Here is a 1024-nt window from a genome sequence, read left to right on the forward strand (position 1 = left end):
CCGCATCACCTTTGGTAAAGGTTCTAAGCTTAGGTGAGAACATCCCTGCCTGAACATGAGAAAAAACAGGGTACTCATACTCACTTCTAAGTGACGGCTGCATACTAACCGCTTCATACATCTCGTAGATTTCTCTGGCGATTGAAGGGCTAAATTCTTCAACGCTAACTTTGAGAATTTTTGTAAGCAATGCGGCGTTATAAGCATTTAATGCATTGATGCCATTAAATAAAGCACCAACGCCTGACTGCCCCATCCCCATCTTGTCTGCGACAGATTCCTGGGATAAGCCAAGTTCATTTTTCTTTTTTTCATAAATTGCTTTAAGGCGACGTGCGTCCTCAAGCTGCTCTTGTGTTAATGGTTTCTTTTTTGTGCTCATACGTTAAATCTATCACCGCAAGGGATAAATATCTAACACCGTGCGTGTTGACTATTTTACCTCTGGCGGTGATAATGGTTGCATGTACTAAGGAGGTTGTATGGAACAACGCATAACCCTGAAAGATTATGCAATGCGCTTTGGGCAAACCAAGACAGCTAAAGATCTCGGCGTATATCAAAGCGCGATCAACAAGGCCATTCATGCAGGCCGAAAGATTTTTTTAACTATAAACGCTGATGGAAGCGTTTATGCGGAAGAGGTAAAGCCCTTCCCGAGTAACAAAAAAACAACAGCATAAATAACCCCGCTCTTACACATTCCAGCCCTGAAAAAGGGCATCAAATTAAACCACACCTATGGTGTATGCATTTATTTGCATACATTCAATCAATTGTTATCTAAGGAAATACTTACATATGGTTCGTGCAAACAAACGCAACGAGGCTCTACGAATCGAGAGTGCGTTGCTTAACAAAATCGCAATGCTTGGAACTGAGAAGACAGCGGAAGCTGTGGGCGTTGATAAGTCGCAGATCAGCAGGTGGAAGAGGGACTGGATTCCAAAGTGCTCAATGCTGCTTGCTGGTGTGGAATGGGGGGCCGGTGGCGGGGACATGGCGGGGTTGGCGGGCCCAGTGG

3 protein-coding genes are annotated in these 1024 nt (G+C 44.6%); 2 read left to right on the top strand and 1 reads right to left on the bottom strand.

Annotation, left to right across the window (positions count from 1 at the left end; all coding sequences use genetic code 11):
• Positions 1-382, bottom strand: a 382-nt coding sequence (locus CRV02_RS14250; RefSeq protein WP_007053124.1) for a helix-turn-helix domain-containing protein, incomplete at its 3' end; no start/stop codon positions are given.
• A gap of 100 nt (positions 383-482) precedes the next feature.
• Between CRV02_RS14250 and CRV02_RS14255 the strand changes: the two genes are divergently transcribed.
• Both CRV02_RS14255 and CRV02_RS14260 read left to right on the top strand, forming a co-directional pair.
• Positions 483-683, top strand: coding sequence for a Cro/CI family transcriptional regulator (locus CRV02_RS14255; protein WP_000437875.1), 201 nt, complete (start codon positions 483-485; stop codon positions 681-683).
• A gap of 118 nt (positions 684-801) precedes the next feature.
• Positions 802-1024, top strand: a 223-nt coding sequence (locus CRV02_RS14260) for a CII family transcriptional regulator (RefSeq protein WP_129090898.1), incomplete at its 3' end; no start/stop codon positions are given.

The sequence above is a fragment of the Arcobacter sp. CECT 8989 genome (assembly GCF_004116715.1).
In the GTDB taxonomy this organism is placed as follows: Bacteria; Campylobacterota; Campylobacteria; order Campylobacterales; family Arcobacteraceae; genus Halarcobacter.